The 18,099-nt window shown below is 72.8% G+C and carries 13 protein-coding genes; 9 read left to right on the top strand and 4 right to left on the bottom strand.

Going from position 1 to position 18,099, the window contains the following annotated elements; genetic code table 11:
• Positions 1-17 precede the first annotated feature (17 nt).
• The gene (locus ACSIH6_RS25475; protein ID WP_435110843.1) at positions 18-986 is read left to right on the top strand and encodes a zinc-binding dehydrogenase; all 969 of its coding nucleotides are present in this window, start codon (positions 18-20) and stop codon (positions 984-986) included.
• A gap of 237 nt (positions 987-1,223) precedes the next feature.
• On the opposite strand, the gene ACSIH6_RS25480 is transcribed toward ACSIH6_RS25475, so the two are convergent.
• Together ACSIH6_RS25480 and ACSIH6_RS25485 are read right to left on the bottom strand one after the other, a co-directional pair.
• On the bottom strand, positions 1,224-3,428 hold the full coding sequence (locus ACSIH6_RS25480) for a coiled-coil domain-containing protein (RefSeq protein ID WP_435110845.1): 2,205 nt from the start codon (positions 3,426-3,428) through the stop codon (positions 1,224-1,226).
• A 449-nt stretch (positions 3,429-3,877) separates the two neighbouring features.
• Complete coding sequence (locus ACSIH6_RS25485) at positions 3,878-5,161, bottom strand: THUMP-like domain-containing protein (RefSeq protein WP_435110846.1); 1,284 nt, start codon at positions 5,159-5,161, stop codon at positions 3,878-3,880.
• A gap of 270 nt (positions 5,162-5,431) precedes the next feature.
• Between ACSIH6_RS25485 and groES the strand changes: the two genes are divergently transcribed.
• The 6 genes from groES (at position 5,432) to ACSIH6_RS25515 (ending at position 12,654) form a co-directional block, all read left to right on the top strand.
• Positions 5,432-5,743 carry a co-chaperone GroES gene (groES, locus tag ACSIH6_RS25490; RefSeq protein ID WP_061079917.1) on the top strand — a complete coding sequence of 104 codons (312 nt, stop codon included), beginning with the start codon at positions 5,432-5,434 and terminating at the stop codon, positions 5,741-5,743.
• 115 nt (positions 5,744-5,858) lie between these two features.
• Positions 5,859-7,469 (top strand): chaperonin GroEL, encoded by a 1,611-nt coding sequence (gene groL, locus ACSIH6_RS25495; RefSeq protein ID WP_435110847.1) that lies wholly within the window; start codon positions 5,859-5,861, stop codon positions 7,467-7,469.
• Positions 7,470-7,791: 322 nt separating this feature from the next.
• Positions 7,792-8,388 carry a sigma-70 family RNA polymerase sigma factor gene (locus ACSIH6_RS25500; protein ID WP_082768295.1) on the top strand — a complete coding sequence of 199 codons (597 nt, stop codon included), beginning with the start codon at positions 7,792-7,794 and terminating at the stop codon, positions 8,386-8,388.
• Positions 8,389-8,866: 478 nt separating this feature from the next.
• A complete protein-coding gene (gene guaB, locus ACSIH6_RS25505; RefSeq protein WP_435110848.1) occupies positions 8,867-10,363 on the top strand; it encodes an IMP dehydrogenase in 1,497 nt (498 codons plus the stop codon).
• 120 nt (positions 10,364-10,483) lie between these two features.
• Positions 10,484-11,590 (top strand): GuaB3 family IMP dehydrogenase-related protein, encoded by a 1,107-nt coding sequence (locus ACSIH6_RS25510; RefSeq protein WP_435110867.1) that lies wholly within the window; start codon positions 10,484-10,486, stop codon positions 11,588-11,590.
• 191 nt (positions 11,591-11,781) lie between these two features.
• Positions 11,782-12,654 (top strand): lytic transglycosylase domain-containing protein, encoded by an 873-nt coding sequence (locus ACSIH6_RS25515; protein WP_435110849.1) that lies wholly within the window; start codon positions 11,782-11,784, stop codon positions 12,652-12,654.
• A gap of 153 nt (positions 12,655-12,807) precedes the next feature.
• Here the strand turns inward: ACSIH6_RS25515 and ACSIH6_RS25520 are convergent, their stop codons facing one another.
• The gene (locus ACSIH6_RS25520; protein ID WP_435110850.1) at positions 12,808-13,320 is read right to left on the bottom strand and encodes a MarR family winged helix-turn-helix transcriptional regulator; all 513 of its coding nucleotides are present in this window, start codon (positions 13,318-13,320) and stop codon (positions 12,808-12,810) included.
• Positions 13,321-13,430: 110 nt separating this feature from the next.
• On the opposite strand from ACSIH6_RS25520, the gene ACSIH6_RS25525 reads away from it, so the two are divergent.
• The gene (locus ACSIH6_RS25525; protein WP_435110851.1) at positions 13,431-14,879 is read left to right on the top strand and encodes an MFS transporter; all 1,449 of its coding nucleotides are present in this window, start codon (positions 13,431-13,433) and stop codon (positions 14,877-14,879) included.
• Positions 14,880-15,045: 166 nt separating this feature from the next.
• On the top strand, positions 15,046-16,767 hold the full coding sequence (glpD, locus tag ACSIH6_RS25530; protein WP_435110852.1) for a glycerol-3-phosphate dehydrogenase: 1,722 nt from the start codon (positions 15,046-15,048) through the stop codon (positions 16,765-16,767).
• Positions 16,768-16,889: 122 nt separating this feature from the next.
• On the opposite strand, the gene ACSIH6_RS25535 is transcribed toward glpD, so the two are convergent.
• Positions 16,890-17,873: an ABC transporter substrate-binding protein gene (locus ACSIH6_RS25535; protein ID WP_435110853.1), complete on the bottom strand. Its 984-nt coding sequence runs from the start codon at positions 17,871-17,873 to the stop codon at positions 16,890-16,892.
• Positions 17,874-18,099 lie beyond the last annotated feature (226 nt).

Genomic DNA, 18,099 nt, shown 5'->3' on the forward strand with positions numbered 1-18,099 from the left:
GTGGTTGGCTTCGGGATATGTTCGCTATCACCGCAGCACGCTTCGCGCCCGACGACCCCGTCTCCGCCCTGGAGGCGGGCGAACGCCCCGACCCCGAACCCCGTGAGGGGTGGACCACCGTCGACGTCAGGGCCGCGTCCCTCAACCACCACGACCTGTGGAGCCTGCGCGGCGTCGGGCTCAGCGAGAAGCGCCTGCCCATGATCCTGGGCTGCGACGCGGCCGGGGTGGACGAGGACGGCAACGAGGTCATCGTGCACGGGGTCGTCGGCGACCCGGCGGCCGGGGGAGGCGACGAGACGCGCGATCCCCGCCGTTCGCTGCTCTCGGAGGTCCACAACGGCACCTTCGCCGAGAAGGTCCTGGTGCCCCGCGGCAACCTGGTGCCCAAACCGGAGGAGCTGTCCTTCGAGGAGGCCGCCTGCCTGCCCACCGCGTGGCTCACCGCCTACAGCATGCTCTTCGGCAAGGCCGACCTGCGGCCGGGCTCCACGGTGCTCGTCCAGGGCGCCGGGGGAGGCGTGGCCGCGGCGCTCATCCGGCTGGCGTCCCAGGTGGGCCACCGGGTCTACGCCACCAGCCGCAGCGAGGAGAAGCGGACCAGGGCCCTCTCCCTGGGCGCGCACGCGGCGCTGCCCACGGGCGAGCGCCTGCCGGAGAAGGCGGACGCCGTCTTCGACTCGGTCGGCCAGGCCACGTGGGCGCACTCGCTGCGCTCCCTGAAGCCGGGCGGCGCCGTCATCACCTGCGGCGCGACCAGCGGCGACGCGCCCCCGGCCGAACTCAACCGGGTGTTCTTCCTCCAGCTGCGGGTCCTGGGCTCCACCATGGGCACCCGTGAGGAGCTGGCCGCCCTGGCCCGGATGTGCGTGCGCACCGGCGTGCGGCCCGAGATCGACCGGGTGCTGCCCCTGTCGCGGGCCGAGGAGGGCTTCCGGGCGATGGCCGGGGGGGAGCAGTTCGGCAAGATCGTCTTCACGGTCTGAGCGGGCCCGGCGGGGAGGTAACGGCCGCAGCGCGCGGGGTCTGACCTGGAATGACCTCGTGCCTACAGCCGGATGCCGGTGCTTCGAACCCGCTGTGAGCGCGGGGCCGCGGCGTACCGCCGCAGCCCCCGGACACACGAAGGCCGGGGCACCTCTTCGGATGCCCCGGCCCCCTCGCCGTCCGCCTGTCCGCGTCCGCCCGGCGGTCACCGGGCGGACGCGAACGGGGACCTCTCGCTACTCGTCGTCCTCGTCCTCGTCGCGGCGGCGCTTCTTCTTGCCGTCCCGGCCCGGGCGCAGCAGCGCCTCGGCCAGGGCGAGCACCGTCTCCTCAAGGGAGGCGAACCGCTTGGTGATGTCGTCGTGCGAGTTCTCGACGGCCTCGGTGACGGTCTCCTCCAGCTCGTGCCGGTCCGGGCGCTGCTTCAGCTCGCGCAGCACCGGCGCCACAGCCGAGGTGACGTGCTCGTCGATCTCGTCCAGCTTGCCGGTGTGGTCCATCTGCGGCCGGTCCACCAGCTCGCTCAGGCGGCGGTGCAGCTCGCTGACCTCCATGGTCTGCGGCAGCTGGTTGAGCCGCTGGTTGAGCGCCTCCAGCCGGTCGTCGAGGGCCTCCATACGGCCGTCCACGCCCTCGAAGTGCCCGCTGACGCCCTCGAACTGGCCCTCGACCCCGTTGACCCGGCCGTCCAGGCCGTCCAGGCGGCCGTTGACGCCGTCCATGCGGCCGTCGATGCGGTCGAGCTTGCCCTCGACCCCCTCGAAGCTTCCCTCGAAGTGCCCCTCGAAGGTGTCGAAGCGGTCGGTGAGGCGGCCCAGTTCGTGGTCCACCTTGCCGGTGATCTGCGCCAGGTGGGTGTCGACCTTGCCGGTCAGGGCCTCGCGCTGGCGCTCCAGCCTCTCGTCCAGCGCCGTCCGGTGCGCCTCCACCTGCTCGGTGAGCGACTCGGTCAGCGTCCGCGAGCGCTCCTCGGACTCGGTGGCGAGGCGGTCGCCGCTCTCCTGGACGAACGTCCGCAGTTCGGCGAAGTCGGAGGTGACGCGCTCGGTGTCCTCGGCGATCCGGGTGCCCAGGGCGTCGGTGCGCTCGGTCACCGCCTCGCGCAGGCGGTCGGAGGCGGCCTCGGCCTGCTCCCGGGTCTCGGTGCGGCCCAGCTCCATCTGCTCGTTGAGCTCGGCCAGGCGCTGGCGCAGGTGGGTGCGCATCTCGGTGAGCGACGACTCGTGGTCCTCGCGGAGCTTGGCGAGCGCGCCGGTGACGTCGGCGACCGCGGCGGTGGTCTCGGCGTTGTTCTCCTCGGCCTGGGTGCTGAGGTAGCCGACGTTCTCGGCCAGCTTGGCGGCGAGGGACTCGTGGCGCTCGGCGGAGGAGGTGGACAGCGCGCCCAGCTCCTCGGCCAGGGCGGCGGTGCGCTCGCCCAGTTCGCCGGTGTTCTCCTGAAGGCGTGACAGCAGCGCCTCGTGCTGCTCGGCGGTGCGCTCCTCCATCGAGGTGCGCAGCCGCTCGGTGCGCTCCTCCACGAGCGTGCGCAGCTCGCCGTTGGCCTGCTCCGCCTTGGCGGCGGCCTCCTCGGCCTTGGCCGCGACGGTCTCGCCCAGCTGGGCGTCGGCGGCGGCCAGGGCCTCACGGCTCTCGCTGACGGCGGTGGTGAGGCTCTCGCGGCTCGCGGCCACGGCCTCGGCCAGCTCGGTGCGGCCCTCGGCCAGGGCCTCGGAGATCTCGGTCCGCCCGCTGGTGACGACCTCGACCAGTTCGGTGCGGCTCTCGCCGACCGCGGCGGTGAGGGCCTCGTGGCGGCTCTCCGCGGACTCCGAGAGCGCGGACAGCGACGCCTGCACGGCCTCGGTCTTGGCCGTCAGGGAGGCCAGGGCGGTGTCGAGGGCGTCCAGACGGGCGCCGAACGTCTCACTCAGCCCGTCCAGGCGGGTGCCGAGGGTCTCACCGAGTCCGTTCAGACGGGTGTCGAGGGTCTCGTCCAGCCCGTTCAGGCGCTCGCCGAGCTCGTTGACCTGCTCGGAGGTGCGGTTGCCCGTCTCCGCCATCCGCTGGAGGCGGGTGAGCGCGGTGTCCAGGTGACCGGCGATGCGGTGGGTGTCCGCGCGCAGGGAGGGCAGGTCCGACAGGGGCTTGACCTGCTGGCCGACGACCTCGATGTGCTCGGCGAGGGTCTCCGCCCACTCCGGCGGCCGGGCGAGGAACTCGTCGACGCGGCCGTTGACCGTGGCGACCGACTCGGTGAGGGCGGTGAGCTCGCGCTCGCGCAGCTCGCGGAGCAGCCACTCCATGCCCTCCAGGCGCTGACGCATCTCCTCGCTGACGGCGCCCTGCGACTTCTGCTCGGAGACGTGCTCCTGGGCGGCCTGGGAGAGCAGGTCGCGCATCCGGTCGGAGATCCCCGCCTGACCTCCTCCGTTGAGGAAGTTGTGATTGGTCTGTTCCACCGAGGTGCTCCTTATTTTTCTGGCGCTCCCGTATCCGTCCGGGAGGAGTGGACGGTGGGTTCCGGACGGCTCGGGTTCTCGATGGTCCCCGGGCGGGCGGCGCTCCCGCATCAGTACGGCCTCATCGTGACTGGAGTGTTACTGAGCGTATACACGTGAGGCAAGGTCCGTGCTTTGGCTGAACCGCGGGGGGCGGGTCAACGATCACGGCCTTCCGGGTGAATCCATGAGAAGGGAAAGAATTCGCGCCGCCAGTTTAACGACACGTACCCCTGCTCCCCCAGGAGACCGCCAAAGATCTGGGTGGGGAAGGTAACGATCTGGCCCGATGTCGTGATCCGCGACCCCAGAGTGCACTCCAGCCACCTCGTCCACGGTTGTGCGCCTCCTCCGACTTCGGTCCCGCTCCGGCTCCGCCGCCAGCCCCGGGGCCTCCGCCGAACCGGGGCCTAACCCCGGGCCGGGTCGCCGACCTCGCGGCACAGCAGGCAGAAGGGCCGCTCGCCGATCCGCGTGAGCACGACCGTCACCGACTCCGGACCGGACGCGCGCAGGTCCCGGCGCAGTTTCTCGGTGTCCACCGCCGACCCCCGCTTCTTGACGGTCACCGTCCCCGCCCCGAGGGCGCGCACCGCCGAGCGCAGCCGCTTCAGCGAGAACGGCAGCACCTCCACCACCTCCAGCACCCGCCACAGCGGCGAGAGCACCGCGGTGTCCGCGGTGAAGTACGCGATCCGCCCGTCCAGCAGGGCGCCGTCCACCCGGGCCGCGGCCTCCGCCACCAGGTGTGAGCGCACCACGGCCGGGTCCGGGTCGTACAGGTAGCGCCGGGCCGCCGCCACCGGGGCCGGGCCGAGGCCGGGTTCGGCGTCCAGGTGCGCCACCGCGCCCTCGCGGGCGAGCAGCCCCTCGCGCTCGTGCAGCACCGTCGCCCGGCGCCGCGGCCCGTCGGCCAGCGCGCCGAACCACAGGGCGGTCTCCTTCAGCTCCCCGTCCACCGAGATCCACTCGGCCGCCGCCTCGGGCAGCGCCTCGTGCGGAATGCCCGGCGCGGCCTTGAGGCAGGCCGCCTCCGCCCCCGCTGCCAGGTCCACGGCCACGTCCCACGGCGGGGAGTAGGCCGAGGGGTCGAACACCCGGCCGCGCCCGCCCCGCCTGGCGGGGTCGCAGAACAGCAGCGGGTACCGGCCGGGCTTGGTCGCGGAGGCGTCGCCCTCGCGGACCCGGGCCAGTCCGGACAGGCCCAGGGCCTCGATGTTGGCGCGGGCCACCGCGACCGTGAGGGGGTCGGCGTCCACGCCCTCCACCGGAACGCCGCGCGCGGCCAGGGCCAGCAGGTCCGCGCCGACCCCGCAGCACAGGTCGCCCGCGGTGACGCCGTCCAGCCCCCACCCCGAGGAGCCGACGGCGCGAGCCACCCCGGCCGTGCGTTCCGCGCGGTAGTCGGCCACCACGCGCCGGGTGGACTGCTCCAGCCCGTTGGGGGTGAAGAACATCCGCTCCGCGAGTTCGCCGAACTTGGCCCGCCCGCGCTCGCGCAGGGAGACCTGGGTCAGGACGGCGTTTACCAGCTCGGAGACGGGTAGACCGGGGTCGAGGGCGGCCACGCGCGGATCACCGCGCAGCAGCGAGGCCGCGGCGAGCTGGTCCCTGGCGGCGGCCTGCGGGTCAACCCCGGCCAGGACCTCCCGGCCCGCGTCGGTGAGCAGGGCCTCGAAGGCGGGCGCGCGCATGGGTTCCCCCCGGGCGTCGAAGGAGCGGTGTGCGGGAGCGACCGAGCCCCGCCCCGGCCGGGAGGGGAGTCCCCCTGACGGAGGTCCCTGACCGGGGGTCACGGTCACATTTCCATTCTGGCACTCTCGGGGGTAGAGTGCTAACCGCGACGAGGCCGGTCTGGCACCCGCGACGACAGGCCGCCGCGGTCGCCCCTTTTTCGCAGTCGGTCCGTGCACCAGCGCGGGCCGAGATCAGTACACCGAAACTTTGAAGGGGGAGGTCACACCGTGTCGACCGCCACCAAGACCGTGCTGAAGCCGCTCGAGGACCGCGTCGTGGTCCGGACGCTGGAGGCCGAGCAGACCACCGCTTCCGGTCTGGTCATCCCGGACACCGCCAAGGAGAAGCCCCAGGAGGGCGAGGTCCTGGCCGTGGGCCCGGGCCGCTGGGACGACGAGGGTGACAAGCGCATCCCGCTGGACGTGAAGGTCGGCGACGTCGTTCTCTACAGCAAGTACGGCGGCACCGAGGTCAAGTACGACGGCGAGGAGTACCTGGTGCTCTCCGCCCGCGACCTTCTCGCTGTCGTCGAGAAGTAGGTCTCTACGGGGCCCGCTCCGTCGGGCCCGGAGCCAATCGCATCCCGCACCGGTCGGCGCACAGCCGGGCGGGCGGGATGCCCGCTTTCGACCAGCCTGAAGAGGAAGCACCCACATGCCGAAGATCCTGGAGTTCGAGGACGACGCCCGTCGCGCCCTCGAACGGGGCGTCGACCGCCTCGCCAACGCCGTCAAGGTGACGCTCGGCCCGCGTGGTCGCAACGTCGTCATCGACAAGAAGTTCGGCGCCCCCACCATCACGAACGACGGCGTGACCGTCGCCCGTGAGGTCGAGCTGGACGACCCCTACGAGAACCTGGGCGCCCAGCTGGTCAAGGAGGTCGCCACCAAGACCAACGACGCCGCCGGTGACGGCACCACCACCGCGACCGTCCTGGCCCAGGCCCTCGTCCACGGGGGTCTGCGCAGCGTGGCCGCCGGCGCCTCCCCGATGTCCCTGAAGAAGGGCATCGACGCCGCCGCCGCCAAGGTGTCGGAGATCCTCCTGGAGCGCGCCCGTCCCGTCGAGGAGCGCGCGGACATCGCCTACGTCGCCACCAACTCCGCCCAGGACGCCCAGATCGGCGACCTGATCGCCGAGGCGTTCGACAAGGTCGGCAAGGACGGCGTCATCACGGTGGAGGAGGCCCCGACCTTCGGTCTGGACCTGGACTTCACCGAGGGCATGCAGTTCGACAAGGGCTACGTCTCGCCCTACTTCGTCACCGACGGCGACCGCCAGGAGGCGGTGCTGGAGGACGCGCTGATCCTGATCAACCAGGGCAAGATCAGCAGCCTCAACGACCTGCTGCCCGTGCTGGAGAAGGTCGTCCAGAGCAAGAAGCCCCTGCTCATCATCGCCGAGGACATCGACGGTGACGCCCTGGGCGCCCTGGTGCTCAACAAGATCCGCGGCACCCTCAACGTCGCCGCGGTCAAGGCGCCCGGCTTCGGCGAGCGCCGCAAGGCCATGCTCCAGGACATCGCGGTCCTCACCGGCGGCCAGGTCGTCGCCGAGGAGGTCGGCCTGACCCTGGAGAACGTGGACCTCGACGCGCTGGGCGGCGCCCGCCGCGTCACGATCACCAAGGACGCCACCACCATCGTGGACGGCGCCGGTGAGAAGTCCGAGGTCGAGGACCGCGTCCGCCAGATCCGCAAGGAGATCGAGGCGAGCGACTCCGACTGGGACCGCGAGAAGCTCCAGGAGCGCCTGGCCAAGCTCGCGGGCGGTGTCTCCGTCCTGCGCGTGGGCGCCGCCACCGAGGTGGAGCTCAAGGAGAAGAAGCACCGCCTGGAGGACGCCATCTCGGCGACCCGCGCGGCCATCGAGGAGGGCATCGTCGCCGGTGGCGGCGCCTCCCTGGTGCACGCTTCCAGGGCCCTGAGCGCGGAGGACCTCGGCCTGACGGGCGACGAGGCCACCGGTGTGGCGATCGTGCGCCGCGCCCTGATCGAGCCCGCCCGGTGGATCGCGGAGAACGCGGGCGCCGAGGGCTACGTGGTCACCCACCGCCTGTTTGAGCTGGAGGACGGCCACGGCTACAACGCCGCGACCGGCACCTACGGCGACCTGACCTCGCAGGGCATCCTCGACCCGGTCAAGGTGTCCCGCTCCGCCGTGCAGAACGCCGCCTCCATCGCGGGCATGCTGCTGACCACCGAGGTGCTGGTGGCGGACAAGCCCGAGGACGACGAGGACGACGGGCACGGTCACAGCCACTAGGCACGGTCGCCGGGCCTCCGGGCCTCCGGGCCTCCGGGCTTTCGAGCCCTGGGGCGCGGGCCCGGCCGCCGGGGCGCGGCCAGCTGGGCCGGGCCCCGGCGGCACGGTCGCAACACGCGGCCGCCGGGGTGTGTCCGGTCGACATACCCCGGCGCTGACGGGGGCGGAGCGGTCGCTCCGCCCCCGCGCACTATCACGCACGTCACAGGTTTCCCTCGGCGGCACAGACGTTTTCGGGTGATTTTCCCGAAACGTGACCATTCTGTAGTTGCCGATCCGAGTGGTTGAGTCCCGCGATGGGGGCATCATTCCTAGCGTGACGGTGACGGATGCAGGCGCCCGGGGGCAGCGGGACCACACGGGGTTGAACCATCTGGGGTCGCTCGCGGTCCGGGGGGACGACGGGGCGATGGACTCGCTGCTGCGCGAGGTCCGCCCCATGGTGGTCAGGTACTGCCGTGCCCGCCTGGCCCGTGTCTCGGGGCTGGCCCACTACTCCGACGACGTGGCCCAGGAGGTGTGTATCGCCCTGCTCTCGGCGATACCGCGCTACCAGGACCGCGGCCGCCCCTTCGCGGCCTTCGTGTTCGGCATAGCGGCCCACAAGGTGGCCGACACCCTGCGCGGCGCGGGCAGGGCCGAGACGGTTTCCACCGACTCCGTGCCCGAGCGCCCCGACGAGGGCCCCGGGCCCGAGGAGTCGGCGGTGCGGGTGATCGAGGCCCAGCGAGCCCGGGAGCTTCTCGACGAGCTGCCGGAACAACAGCGCAAACTGCTGGTCATGAGGGTGATCGCAGGACTTACGGCGGATGAGACGGGACATGTTCTTGGAATGTCGGCGGGAGCGGTACGGGTTGCCCAGCACCGAGCTATTGCTCGGCTTCGGCAGGTGGCCGTGGCGAACCGCCTCGTCCCCTGAGCACGCCGGACGCCCCCGGCCCGGCCGCCGCCGGTGCCCCGACCGCCCCCGGGTGCGCGGGTACTGCCGCGCCCTCGGGGCGTCGGGCTACCTCCGCCCCTAGATCTCCCGGTTTCCCCGAGGCACGGGTCGCGGATCGGGTCATGGGTTGATCCCCTCATCCGACCAGACGTGGGGCCACTGCCGAGGGGCCGCGGTGCCGGTCCGGAAGGGCCCCGATCACCGACCACTGGCCACCGGCCCTCGTCTCCGGTGGGCGGCAGGAGCGGGGAGCCCCGAACCCCTGAGCCGCGGGAGGATCCGCGTGCTGGTCGGAAGCGGGGGGAGTGCCGCGCAAACCGTGAGGCTGGTCACTTTCGGCCCGGGGTGACGGGTCAAACACCTCGTTCCACCGGGGGCGCACGGGACCACGACCTAGGATGAGACGACACGCGAGGGCGAGACCGCGCAGGTGTGCCGGGAAAGCGGAGGTTGTGTCATGGGCCAGAGCCAGGAGTACAGCGACTACGGGGACAAACTCCTTCCCCCCGGGTTGACCTACGACGACGTCCTTCTGATCCCGGCCTACTCCGATCTCCAGCCGGGCGAGGTCGACACCACCAGCCGCATGTCCCGCAACCTCACGCTGCGGATCCCGCTGCTCTCCGCGGCGATGGACACCGTGACCGAGGCCCGCATGGCCGTGGCGATGGCCCGCCAGGGCGGCGCGGGCGTCCTGCACCGCAACCTCTCCGTCGAGGACCAGGCCAGCCAGGTCGACCTGGTCAAGCGCTCCGAGGCGGGCATGGTCACCGACCCGGTCACCTGTCAGCCCGAGGACACCCTCGCCGAGGTCGAGCGCCTGTGCGCCCACTACCGGATCTCCGGGGTGCCCGTCACCGACGCCACCGGAACCCTGGTCGGCATCGTCACCAACCGGGACATGCGCTTCGAGAGCGACCGCGACCGCCTGGTCCGCGACGTCATGACCACGGAGAACCTGGTCACCGCTCCCGTGGGCGTCAGCCGCGAGCAGGCCTTCGACCTGCTGCGCAGGCACAAGATCGAGAAGCTGCCGCTGGTCGACGGCCAGAACCGGCTGCGCGGCCTGATCACCGTCAAGGACTTCATCAAGAGCGAGCAGTACCCCGACGCCACCAAGGACGCCGACGGGCGACTCGTCGTCGGCGGCGCCGTGGGAGTGGGCACCGAGGCGGAGGAGCGCGCCAAGCGGCTGGTGGAGGCCGGTGTCGACTTCATCGTCGTGGACACCGCCCACGGCCACTCCTCGGGGCTCGCGGACATGATCGCCAAGCTCAAGGCCAACTCGCGCGCCGACATCGTCGCGGGCAACATCGCCACCCGGGCCGGGGCGCAGCTGCTCATCGACGCCGGAGCCGACGCCGTCAAGGTCGGCGTGGGCCCGGGCTCCATCTGCACCACGCGGGTCGTGGCCGGTGTGGGCGCCCCGCAGCTCACCGCCATCCTGGAGGCCGCCAAGGCGTGCGGCCCGGCGGGCGTCCCGCTCATCGCCGACGGCGGGCTCCAGTACTCCGGTGAGATCGCCAAGGCCATCGCGGCCGGTGCCAGCACCGTGATGCTCGGCAGCCTGCTCGCGGGCGTGGAGGAGAGCCCCGGCGAGCTGATCTTCATCAACGGCAAGCAGTTCAAGGCCTACCGGGGCATGGGGTCGCTCGGCGCCATGCGCGGCCGCTCCTTCTCCAAGGACCGCTACGCGCAGGCCGACGTGGCGACCGAGGACAAGCTGGTCCCCGAGGGCATCGAGGGCCAGGTGCCCTTCCGCGGCCCGCTCCAGGCGGTCGCCCACCAGCTCGTCGGTGGTCTGCACCAGTCCATGTGGTACGCCGGAACCCGTACGGTGCCCGAGCTGCGCGAGCGCGGCCAACTGATGCGCATCACCAGTGCCGGGCTGCGCGAGAGCCACCCGCACGACATCAAGATGACGGTCGAGGCGCCCAACTACAACGCCCGCTGACGCGGTGGCCGGGCGGCCCGGCGCCGACCGTCTTCGGGGTCGATAGACTCACGGCGGCAGGAAACGCGCCGGTAGACCGTCCGGCAAGGCACGTCAGAGGGGATCGAAACGTTGGCTCAGGTGGAGATCGGGCTGGGCAAGAACGGACGCCGGGCCTATGAGCTCGACGAGATCGGGATCGTGCCTGCCCGGCGGACGCGGGACCCGGAGGAGGTGTCCATCGCCTGGCAGATCGACGCCTACCGGTTCGAGACCCCGCTGGTGGTCAGCCCCATGGACAGCGTGGCCTCGCCCCGGACCGTCGTGGCCGTGGGCGAGCAGGGCGGCCTGGGCGTGCTCGACCTCGAAGGGCTCTGGACCCGCTACGAGGACCCGGAGCCGCTGCTCCAGGAGATCCGCGAGCTCGACGACGTCGCCGCCACCCAGCGGCTCCAGGAGATCTACGCGGCGCCCATCCAGGAGGAGCTGATCGGTCGCCGGATCGAGGAGATCCGCGACGCGGGCCTGGTCACCGCCGCCCGGCTGTCGCCGCAGCGCACCGCCCAGTACCACAAGGCGGTCGTCGACGCGGGCGTGGACATCTTCGTGATCCGCGGCACCACGGTGTCGGCCGAGCACGTGTCCGGCCGCGCCGAGCCGCTCAACCTCAAGCAGTTCATCCACGAGCTGGACGTGCCGGTCGTGGTCGGCGGCTGCGCCACCTACACCGCGGCGCTGCACCTGATGCGCACCGGCGCCGCGGGCGTGCTGGTCGGCTTCGGCGGCGGCTCGGGCCACACCACCCGCTCCGTGCTGGGCGTGGCCGTGCCGATGGCCAGCGCCGTCGGCGACGTGGCCGCGGCCCGCCGCGACTACCTGGACGAGTCCGGCGGCCGGTACGTGCACGTCATCGCCGACGGCGGCATGACGGGCAGCGGCGACATCGCCAAGGCCCTGGCCTGCGGCGCCGACGCCGTCATGGTGGGCTCCCCGCTCGCGCGCGCCACCGAGGCGCCCGGCGGCGGCTACCACTGGGGCAGCGAGGCGCACCACAACGAGCTGCCGCGCGGTGAGCGCGTGCGCGTCGGCACGATCGGCGACCTGAAGTCGATCCTGCACGGCCCGGCCTCCACCAGCGACGGCTCCATGAACCTCATGGGTGCTCTTCGTCGCACGATGGCCACCTCCGGCTACACCGACCTCAAGGAGTTCCAGCGGGTCGAGGTCGTGGTCAACCCGCACCACTAGGGGTGTGTCCGCCCAGGACACGGACCTGGAAAGGGCCGCGCCGGTCTCCGTCGGCGCGGCCCTTCGCGTGTGCGTCCCCGCGGCGCGACGGCTCCCGAGCCCGAGGGCACCGGCCACGAGGCGTCGCCGGTCGCGTACTTTGGTTCCGGCGTGATGTGGAATTGACGTTTCCTTGACGATGTGGAGTGCCCATGGGTGAACGACGCGCGTCCGGGGCCGAGGGGCGCCGGAGTCGTGGCCCGCTGGTCGCCGTCTGCGTGACGCTGACGGCGTGCCTGCTGCTGACCGGTGGAGTGGTCGTCCTGGTCAACCGGATCTCCGACGCGTTCAACGAGTGGTCGCCGCCCAGTGCCTCGGGCGTCGAGCCGCCGGTGGGCACGATCCAGACCCCGCCCCACGACGAGCTCACCGGTCCGCCGGAGCCCGCTGACGTGGCCCCGGCGGAGGGGGACCCCGCACCCGAGGAGGCGGGCGCCGACGAGCGCCAGACCCCCGCCGCCCCGGAGTCGCGACCCAGCGCCGAGTGGCTCGACCAGGTGTCGGAGACGACCGGCATTCCGCGCCGGGCCCTGGAGGGGTACGCGGGCGCGCAGCTGGTGGTCGCCCAGGACCAGCCCTCGTGCCAGCTGTCCTGGCCCACCCTGGCCGGGATCGGGTACATCGAGTCGCACCACGGCACCTACGCCGGGGGCGAGATCGGCGACGACGGGAGCACGACCGTCGACATCATCGGCATCCCGCTGGACGGCACCAACCGGACCCGGGCCATCCCGGACACCGACGGCGGCCGGTACGACGGCGACACCGAGTGGGACCGGGCGATCGGCCCGATGCAGTTCATCCCGCGCACCTGGGAGCGCTGGGGCGACTCCCCGTCCGGCAGCGACCCCGACCCGCACAACATCGACGACGCCGCGCTCTCCGCGGCCCGGTACCTGTGCGCGGAGGGCCGCGACCTGACCGTCGCCGCCGACTGGGAGTCCGCGCTCCTGGAGTACAACAGCTCCGACGAGTACGTCGCCGACGTCCTGGCCTACGCGCACGCCTACGCCGACGCGGCCTGACCGGACGGCCGGTCCTCGCGGGCGGGCCGTCTCCGACCCGCCGCGGGGGCGCTCCGCCGCCCGGGGAGTTGTCCACAGGCGGCACGACGGGCTGTGCGCGGGGGCGGTCGCCGTGGTCTCCTGGAATTCGGGGGGACCCGCCGTCCGCCCCGGTCAGCCGTGCGCGCGAGCCTCCTGGCGCGTGGGGGCCTTCTCCCTGGCCAGGGCGCTCTCCGGGGCGAGCCGGGCGAGCAGGGTCCGGCCGATGTCGAGCAGCTGCGCCTGCTGCTGCGGGCTGAGCACGTCGAACAGGTTGTCCCGCATGCTCCGCACGTGCCGCGCACCCGCCTCGTCGAGCATCCGCTGTCCCGCGTCGGTGAGCACGGCGAACCAGCTGCGGCGGTCCTGTTCGCAGTGCACGCGCTCCACCAGGCCGGCCTCGGAGAGTTTCCTGACCGCGTGCGAGACGCGGCTGGGCCGGGTGTGGGTGAGTTCGGCCAGGTCACTCATCCGCAGCGACCGGTGGTCGGCCTTGGACAGGAGCACGAGCAGCTCGTAGTAGGTCAGCGGCAGGTCGACCTCCTCCTGGAGGTCCTGTTCCACGCGCTGGTCCAGCAGCCGGAAGGCCAGCGTGGCGGCGTCCCAGGTGTGCTCCTCCGCGGTGTCGAGGCACTCGTGTTCGCTCATGCGCAGATATTACCACGCTGGAATGTTGCGCGCTGAAGTATTCTGACTTACTCTCGTGCTGAACATTTCAGTGCTGAACTAAATCTCGGCCCCATGGAGAGAGCGAACCCATGTCCTCCACCGACCCAGCCGCTCCACGAACCGCGCCCGAGCCCACCGACCCCCGGGTCACACCCGCGGCACCGCCCCCCTCCGCCGCGCTCCCACCGCTCGGCGGCCGCGGCCTGCTGGCACTCGCCCTCCTGGCGACGGCCCACTTCGCACTCTCGGTCGACTTCAACATCGTCTACATCGCCCTGCCCGAGATCGGCGCCGCGCTCGGCTTCACCCCGTCCTCGCTCCAGTGGGTCGTCAACGCCTTCGCCCTCGGCTACGGCGGCTTCCTGCTCCTCGGCGGCAGGGCCGTGGACCGCCTCGGCGCCCGCCGCGTGCTCGTCGCCGGGGCCGTGCTCATGGGCGTCGCCTCCGTCGTCGGCGCCCTCGCCTGGAGCCCCGCGGCGCTGATCGCCGCCCGCGCGGCCCAGGGCCTCGGCGCCGCCGCGCTCTTCCCCGCCACCCTCGCCCTGGTCGGCTCCGTCTTCCCCGCCGGACCCGAACGCACCCGCGCCATGGCCGTGTGGGGAACCGCCGGTGCCTTCGGCGCCCTCGCGGGCGGTGCCGTCGGCGGCGTCCTCACCAGCGCCTTCGGCTGGTCCTCGGTGTTCTGGGCGCTCGTCCCGCTCCTGCTCGCCGTCACGCTTCTGGCGCCCCGCGCCCTGCCCGCCGACGGCCGCCGTCCCAGCCTGACCGGGTTCGACGCCCCCGGCGCGGCGATGGTCACCGCCGGATCGCTCCTACTGGTCCTCGGCATCTCCCAGGGGCAGAGCGTCGGCTGGGCCTCGTGGCAGAGCACCGGGGCCGTCCTGCTCGGCCTCCTGGCCCTGGGCGCGCTGCTCCTGACCGAACGCCGCTCGGCCGACCCGCTGCTGCCTCCCCGCCTGCTCACCAACAGGTCCCTGCTGGTCACCATGGCGTTGATCTTCGTGCTCATGGGCGCGGTCAACACGCTGCACTACGTCTACACCACCCACGTCCAGACCACCCTGGGCCTGAGCCCGCTCGCGGCCGGGCTCGGCTTCCTGCCCCAAGGCGTCGCGGCCATGCTCGGCTCCGCGCTGCTGCTGCCTCCGCTGCTCAACCGCTGGGGGGTGCGCCGCGCCCTGTTCGCGGGCACCGCCGGGGTCGGCCTCACCGCCGTGCTCTTCGCCGCCGCCGTCGCGGCCGACTCCTACTGGGCGATGCTCCCGGCCGTCGTCCTGCTCGGCGTCACCGCCGGGACCACCTACCCGGTCGTGTTCGCCGCCGCGGGGTCGGCCGTCGACGACGCCGAACAGGGCGTGGGCTCGTCCGCGGTGTCCACCTCCCAGCAGATCGGCGGAGCGGTCGGGCTGGCCGCGCTGGTCGCGGTCGGCGACGCCGCGTCCGGGGCCGGTGCCGCCGGGCTGGGCGCCGCCGCCCTGGTCGGAGGCCTGGTCACCGCGGCCGCCGCCCTCCTCGCCCTGGCCCTGCCGAGGAAATAAACCGGCTCCCGCCCCCGGTCCGCCCCGACCCGAACTCCCCGTGACACGCCGGTGCCGGACGTCCGGTGTGATCACCGCCCCCGGTTAGCCTGGGGCCCTCTCGGATGGACACGGGCCCGGGGCGGGTATGCGCCTGGGAGGAAACCCATCGAGACGGAGGAGACGGATGACTACCACCTGGCTGGGACCGAAGGGGCGCACCGAGGCGCTCGCGTCGATGGCCGACGAGGAACTCGACGTCCTCGTGGTCGGGGGAGGCATCGTCGGGGCGGGCATCGCCCTGGACGCGGTCTCGCGCGGACTGTCCACGGCACTGGTCGAGGCGCGCGACTTCGCGTCGGGTACCTCCAGCCGGTCCAGCAAGCTCATCCACGGCGGCCTGCGCTACCTGGAGCAGTTCGACTTCGAGCTCGTCCGCGAGGCGCTCCACGAACGCGGACTGCTCCTCACCACCATCGCCCCGCACCTGGTCCGCCCGGTGCCGTTCCTGTTCCCCTTCGCCCACCACTGGGAGCGCGCCTACATCGGCGCGGGCGTCACCCTCTACGACGTCCTCGCCATGAGCTCGCGCAACAACCGCGGACTGCCCACGCACCGCCACCTGACCAGGTCCGGGGCGCTGCGGGTCTTCCCCGCGCTCAAGCGCAGCGCCCTCGCCGGGGCCATCCAGTACTGGGACTGCCAGGTGGACGACGCCCGCCTGGTCACCAGCGTGCTGCGCACCGCCGCCGGCCTGGGGGCCAAGATCGCCTCCCGCGCCCAGGCGGTCGGGTTCCTGCGCGAGGGGGAGCACGTCGTCGGCGCCACCGTCGCCGACCTGGAGGGCGGCGGGGAGCGGCGCGTCCGCGCCCGCCAGGTGGTCAACGCCGCGGGGGTGTGGACCGACGACATCCAGGAGATGGTCGGCGGCCGGGGCCAGATCCACGTCAGCGCGTCCAAGGGCATCCACCTCGTGGTGCCGCGCGACCGCATCCAGGCCTCCTCCGGGATGATCCTGCGGACCGAGAAGAGCGTCCTGTTCGTCATCCCGTGGGGCCGCCACTGGATCATCGGCACCACCGACACCGCCTGGGACCTGGACAAGGAGAACCCCGCGGCCAGCCGGGCCGACATCGACTACGTCCTCGACCACGTCAACCAGGTCCTGCGCACGCCCCTGGGCCGGGACGACGTGGAGGGCGTGTACGCGGGCCTGCGCCCACTGCTGACGGGGGAGTCGGAGGAGACCTCCAAGCTCTCCCGCGAGCACACGGTGGCCCACCCCGTGCCCGGCCTGGTCCTCATCGCCGGGGGCAAGTACACCACCTACCGCGTGATGGCCAAGGACGCGGTGGACGCGGTCGCGCACGGCCTGGGCAACGGGATCCCGGCTTCGGTCACCGACCGGTTGCCCCTGGTGGGCGCGGACGGCTACTGGGCGCTGTACAACCAGCGCCACCGGCTGGCCCGGAACTCGGGGCTGCACGTCTCCCGCGTCACCCACCTGCTGCGCCGCTACGGCTCCTCGGTCCACGACCTGCTCGACCTGGTCCGGGAGCGCCCCGACCTCGGCCGACCGCTCGCGCACGCCGAGGACTACCTGCGCGCCGAGATCGTCTACGCGGCCGAGGCCGAGGGGGCCCGCCACCTGGAGGACGTCCTGTCCCGGCGCACCCGGATCTCCTTCGAGACCTGGGACCGGGGCATCGCCACCGCCGAGGAGGCCGCCGAACTGCTCGCCGGTCCCCTGGAGTGGAGCGAGGAGCAGGTCGGGCGCGAGGTCGAGTACTACCGCAAGGGGATCGAGGCCGAGCGCGCGGCGCAGGAGCAGGACACCGACCAGGAGGCGGACGCGATCCAGCACGGTGCTCCGGAGATCGTCCCGGAGGCCAGCATCACGCGCCCCTGAGCACGGGACGCGGACGGGGCGCCTGGCGGAACGCCGCCGGGAACCGTCCGCGTTCGCCGCGCTGTGGCGCAGCGGCCCCGCCGCCGGGCACGGGACCACCGGGGGCCGGTCACCCGCCGCTCTCAGGAGAGCTGCCTGATGACCGGCTCCAGTTCGCCCCTGAGCCAGCCCAGCCCGATGGGCGCCGGGGAGTTCAGGGCGTTGGCGAAGGCCAGGTCGGCGTAGTACACGGTCGAGGCCCGGACCGCGGGCAGCTCCTGGAAGAGGGGGTCCCCGGCCAGCCTGTCGCGGTCCTCCCCGGTCGGTGCCCACACCATGAGCACGTCGGCGTCGAGTTCCTCGGTGCGCTCCAGGGGCAGTGGATCGCCCGTCTGCGTGTTGTCCTGGTTGTCCGCGGGCCGGAGGCCGAACAGCTCGAGCACCGAGCCGTTGCCGAAGGCGTACTGCCCCGGATCGGCGCGCACCCACTGGTAGGTCCTGGACCCGATGTCGGGCACCGGTGCGCCGACCTCGGCGAACGCCGCGCTGATGTCGGTGATCAGCTCCTCGGCCTCCTCCTCCCTGCGCAGTGCCTGGGCGGTGGTGCGCAGGCGCGTGTCCCAGTCCACGTTGGCGGCCTCGGAGTCCGGGGCGACCGTCGGGGCGATGGCGTTGAGCCGCTCGAACGTGGTCGCGTCCGGAACCTGGTAGGTCTCGGCCAGGATCAGGTCGGGCCCCACCGAGGCGATGGCTTCGAGGTTGGGTCCGCCGTCGGCCGAGACCAGGCCGGGGACGGCGATCCCGGCCAGTTCCTCGGCCAGCCAGGGGGTGGAGGTCTCCAGGGTCTCGGGGTCGGCGGCGACGGCGACCGGCGTCACCCCCAGGGAGATGGCCTCGTCTGCCGCGGCGAAGCCCAGGGCCAGAACCCGGCTCGGGCTCTCCTCGACCGTGACCTCGCCGTGCCGCGTCTGGACGGTCACGGGATAGCCGTCGGCGCCGGAGGAGGACCGCTGATCGGTCTCCCCGGCCCCGGCCCCGCATCCGGTCACGGCGACGGCCAGCGCGATCGCCGCGGCGGCGCGGCGCCTCCTGCGGCCGACCGCCGCGCGGCCTCGTGGAATCCTCACGTACGCACACCTCTCACTCGGTGCGAAGCGCTGCTCCGCGCCGCCCGGCGGACGCGGGGCGCCGGACGGGGCCCACGTCCACCAGACGGTTAAGGGAAGGCTTACCTTAATAGTCGCCGGTGGGGGAGCGCCACCCCGCCTTCCCCCGAACGGCGCCCGGGCACGGGGCGGGGACATCCCGGGCACGGGACGGGGGACGCCCCGGAGACCGGCGTTCCGCGTTCCC

This window comes from Nocardiopsis synnemataformans, assembly GCF_965343085.1.
GTDB lineage: Bacteria > Actinomycetota > Actinomycetes > Streptosporangiales > Streptosporangiaceae > Nocardiopsis > Nocardiopsis alborubida.